General features: G+C 56.2%; 3 protein-coding genes. 1 reads left to right on the top strand and 2 read right to left on the bottom strand.

Annotated elements, in window-relative coordinates:
- Positions 1–140 precede the first annotated feature (140 nt).
- A complete protein-coding gene (locus Q0362_RS07020; RefSeq protein ID WP_298121797.1) occupies positions 141–1,106 on the bottom strand; it encodes a quinone oxidoreductase in 966 nt (321 codons plus the stop codon).
- Positions 1,107–1,145: 39 nt separating this feature from the next.
- Complete coding sequence (locus Q0362_RS07015) at positions 1,146–2,552, bottom strand: aminotransferase class V-fold PLP-dependent enzyme (protein WP_298121794.1); 1,407 nt, start codon at positions 2,550–2,552, stop codon at positions 1,146–1,148.
- Between the two features lie 142 nt (positions 2,553–2,694).
- Between Q0362_RS07015 and Q0362_RS07010 the strand changes: the two genes are divergently transcribed.
- The coding region (locus Q0362_RS07010) for an ABC transporter ATP-binding protein (RefSeq protein WP_298121791.1) at positions 2,695–4,395 on the top strand (1,701 nt) is incomplete at its 3' end.

Here is a 4,395-nt window from a genome sequence, read left to right as displayed (position 1 = left end):
TCGGGAGAAACAGAGGTAAAGGTGTGCTCACCGAGGGTGACCGATTCAACACCTTCGTCGCTGAGCAGAGTCCTGTCGTAGTCAGAAGACTGACGGTGCAGGATCTGGTATTCGCCCTTGTTCATAATTGCCTGTTCTTTCTAGGGAAGTAATAAAAGTTTGCCCGTGGTTTTGCGCCCAGCCAAGTCGTCATGGGCCTGGGCAGCCTCTGCAAGTGGATATGTCCCACCGATACGAACGTCGAGTTTGCCCGCAACGACGGCGTCTGTGAGCTCAGCCCAGCGCCAATTGCGCTCTTCGGCGGTTAACAAGTAATTCCACAGTGTGGGTCGCGTAATAAACAGCGAACCACCTGAATTCAGGCGCTGCAGATCAAACTCAGGAACAGGCCCAGAGGCAGCACCAAAGAGAACCATGGTTCCGCGGATGGCCAAGGACAGGAGCGAGCGGTCAAAGGTGGCCTGACCCACGCCGTCATAGACCACGTCAACACCGCGGCCATTGGTCAGTTCGCGCACGCGAACATCAAAACCGTCATACGAGAGAACCTCGTCAGCACCAGCTGCTCGAGCGAGTTCTGCCTTGTGTTCGTCAGAGACGGTCGTGAACACCCGAGCACCGCGCATCTTGGCCAACTGAATCAACAGCAGGCCAACACCACCGGCACCTGCGTGAATCAGGGCAGTGTGCTCGGGGCCGAGAGGGAAAGTTGAGGCAGCGAGGTAATGAGCGGTCATACCCTGCAGGGGAAGTGAGGCAGCGGTGAGGTCATCCATGCCGGCAGGAATCAACAACGCCTTATCTGCTGGCACGAGTGCCAGCTCGGCATAGGTCGAGATGCCATCGGTGAAGGCAATGCGTTGACCAACCTCCAGGTTGGTCACGCCCTCGCCGAGTGCTTCGATGACACCCATGCCTTCGTTACCCAAGATGTGGGGAAGTGGGATGGAATAAATGCCTTTACGTTGATAAATCTCAATGAAGTTCACACCGATGGCACGCATCCGCACGAGCACTTGGCCGGGGCCAGCAACAGGTGCCTCGACCTCGGTGAAGTTCAGGACGGAAGAGTCACCGAACTCGGAAACGACAATGGCTTTGCTCATAGCTTCAAGTCTGGCACTGCCAGCAGAAATCAGGATGACCTAGATCTTCTTTCCGAGGTCTTCAATGACCTCGAACAAGACGTCGACATCACTGAGTTCAGTGCGGAAATTCGTAAAGCACGGGCGCAACCAGGTCTCTCCATTGATCACAGCTGGAGAAAGGAAGACGCGGCCATCTTTCTCAATGGCAGAACACAACGCTGCGTTGTGTTCGCTGATTTTCTGTGGGTCGGTCATCCCATGAGGAATGTGTTGCAGCGGAACGATAGACAGTTGCGGGCGGTGAGGCAGAACTCGATAAGACGTATTCACACTGGCACGTGAATACGTTTCTTGAGCAAGGTCAATGTTCTTCGCAATGGCAGAGCGGAACTCTGACGCACCATGAGCTTTGAATCCCAGCCACAGCTTGAGTGCACGCAGTGGACGTGAGTACTCGAGCGTCACATCAACCGGGTTGGGCTCTTCACCTTCGTGAGGCATGTAGGCCTCGTTGTGGCCAAAGGTCGCAGCCAAGGCTGCGTAGTCCTTGACCAACACAATTGAGCAGGCCTTAGGAACAAACAACCACTTGTGGGCATCGATGGTGACCGAGTCAGCTAGCTCAATGCCATCAAAGAGCTCCCGAGCAGTATCGGTGCCAGCAGCAGGAGCCCCATAGGCACCATCCACGTGCATCCAGATGTCATAGGTCTTTGCAATACGGGCAATTTCACGCAGAGGATCAATTGCGCCCGTCAGTGTGGTGCCCGCACTGGCAATGATGCACATTGGTTTCACACCAGCAGCAATGTCCGCCTTAATCTGCTCCTCGAGAGCAGCAGGCACCATGCGGTGTTCGTCATCAATACGAATGGAGCGCACGGCACGGGTGCCGAGGCCGAGGAGCTCAACTGCACGTTTGTTGGAATAGTGAGCTTCGCTCGAGACATAAACCGCCATGGGCACGGTGTTGCCCATCTCTCTGGACTCAGGGACAGCGCGGTGACGAGCTGCTGCGAGCGCAGTGATGTTGCTGACGGTTCCACCAGAGGTGAAGAGTCCACGCGCGTTGGGGAAGCCAATGAACTCTCCCAGCCACTTACTGGTCTGAACCTCAAGAGTGGACGCTGCCCTCGCATCTACTGCCAGGTTGATGTCATAAGAGGCGGCGAGGAAGTCAGCAACCGCGCCAATCTCGAGACCACTCGAGCCGATGTATGCAAGGAAGCGGGGTCGTGACTGTGCGAGAGATTGGTCGAGGACATCGACGGCTTGACCCAGTGCGACAGTGTGCTGCATACCCAGCTCTGGCAGAGTCTCTGAAAGGAGAGCAGCCGTTTCTGTTGTGAGCTCAGGTTCACTCTCACGGGCGTAATCAAAGCCTTCCCAGACCTGCGTCACGGTATCGATAGTGGACTGGAGAACATCACGGCGGTCATTGCCTAAGCGCAGGTTCTGGTGCATAAATTCAGGTTACGACCGCAGGAGTGAATCAAGCAGAGTTCCGGCATGGAGAGTGTCCCGCCAGCTGGACGGTGACCTGCAAATCGGGAATAACTGTGCCCCTATTCCAGTTGGTACATTGAGAGGTCGAAACAGGAGCAGCGTGGCAATTACCCAGCAGCAGAGCGGTCAGCTGAGCACATTCAGCAGCCTGCGTCGGGTGTACCCATTCGTGCAGGGTGCACTGCCTCTCCTCTTCGTGGGAATCTTTGTTTCTCTCGCTGCTGTAGCTACCGCGCTAACCATTCCTTTCGCCCTGCGCTGGCTGGTTGACAACCCACTGAGCACCGGCGACGTGGCACAAATTGTGCCTGGCGTCGCCGTGATCTTCGGGCTCGGCATGGCCGAAGTCATCTTCATCTACCTGCGCCGCTGGATTACGTTGGCTCCCGGTGTTCATCTCGAAGGCAAGATGCGGAACGCCATCTATGTCCACCTTCAGAAGCTCCCCGTTTCTTTCCATGACAAGTGGCAAAGCGGTCAGCTGCTCTCTCGTGCCATGGGTGACATCAGCACCGTGCGCAGATGGATTTCGTTTGCCCTGGTTCAGCTCGTCACTAGCACCATCATGCTCGTGGCAGGTTTCACCTTGCTCTTTGCGTTCAATGCAGTGCTGGGTGCCATCTTCCTTATCTGCTCACTGCCTTTGATCATCATCAGCCTGCGCTTCCAGCGCACCTTCACCACTCTGGCCAGAAACTCTCAAGACCAGCAGGGTGACCTCGCCACTGCCATTGAAGAATCCGTTCACGGCATCCGTGTGCTGAAGTCATTTGGTCGCGCCGGTGAAGCTCTCGAAGAATTCCTCGAGCAGGCCAACATCCTGCGCGGAACGGAACTTGCCAAGGGCAAGGCCAATGGCCAGATGTGGTTCTGGATGCTCCTGATTCCAGACCTGGGATTCGCCATCACCTTGCTCATCGGAATTATCGAAGCAGAGCAAGGCATTGTTTCTGTGGGAACTCTGATTGCGTTCTTCGCCACTGCAGCACTGCTCAAGGGACCTATGCAGTCCATTGCCCCCATGCTCTCTATCTCTATTGAGGCAGCAAGCTCACTCAACCGCTTCCACGAAGTGATGGACACTCCCATCGAGATCTTGGAAGTGCGGGATGCGAAAGATGTTCCCGCCGGTCCTGGTGAGCTCGTATTTGAAGACGTCCATTTCCGCTACGAAGACTCCCCCGCACATGTTCCTGACCTCATTGATGGCGTGAACCTGACCATCAAGCCAGGTGAGACCATGGCGTTAGTGGGTCTGACCGGGTGCGGAAAAACCAGCCTCACGGCTTTGACCACCAGATTGTTTGACGTCACCGGCGGTCGGATCTTGATCGATGGCGTGGACATCAGAGACGTCAACATTGAAAGCCTCCGCACCCGCGTGGCCATGGCGTTCGAAGATGCCACCCTCTTCTCTATCTCCGTGCGTGACAATGTTTTGCTTGGCCGTGAAGACCTGACAGACACAGAAAACACCGCATTGCTTGCCGAGGGCGAAGCCCTCCTTCAGGAATCTCTTGACATTGCCCAAGCAGACTTTGCCCGCAGCCTGCCCAAGGGCGTGGAAAGCAAGATCGGCGAAGAAGGCCTCAGTCTCTCCGGTGGTCAGCGTCAGCGCTTAGCTCTTGCTCGAGCCATTGCCGTTCAGCCCAGCATCTTGGTGCTCGACGATCCTCTATCAGCTCTGGACGTCACGACCGAGGCAGCGGTAGAGAAGGCGCTGCGCGAAGTACTGGGCACCACCACGGCATTGATTGTGGCCCACCGCCCCTCCACCGTGATGCTCGCTGACCGAGTAGCG

Origin of the sequence: uncultured Aurantimicrobium sp. (assembly GCF_936931525.1) — a bacterium.
Taxonomy (GTDB): Bacteria; Actinomycetota; Actinomycetes; order Actinomycetales; family Microbacteriaceae; genus Aurantimicrobium.
This window is presented reverse-complemented; position numbering and strand designations above follow the sequence as displayed.

Bases quoted from the DNA above. Each gene is read 5' to 3' on its own strand.
- Q0362_RS07020 (WP_298121797.1), bottom strand. From the start codon at position 1,106: ATGAGCAAAGCCATTGTCGTTTCCGAGTTCGGTGACTCTTCCGTCCTG.
- Q0362_RS07015 (WP_298121794.1), bottom strand. From the start codon at position 2,552: ATGCACCAGAACCTGCGCTTAGGCAATGACCGCCGTGATGTTCTCCAG.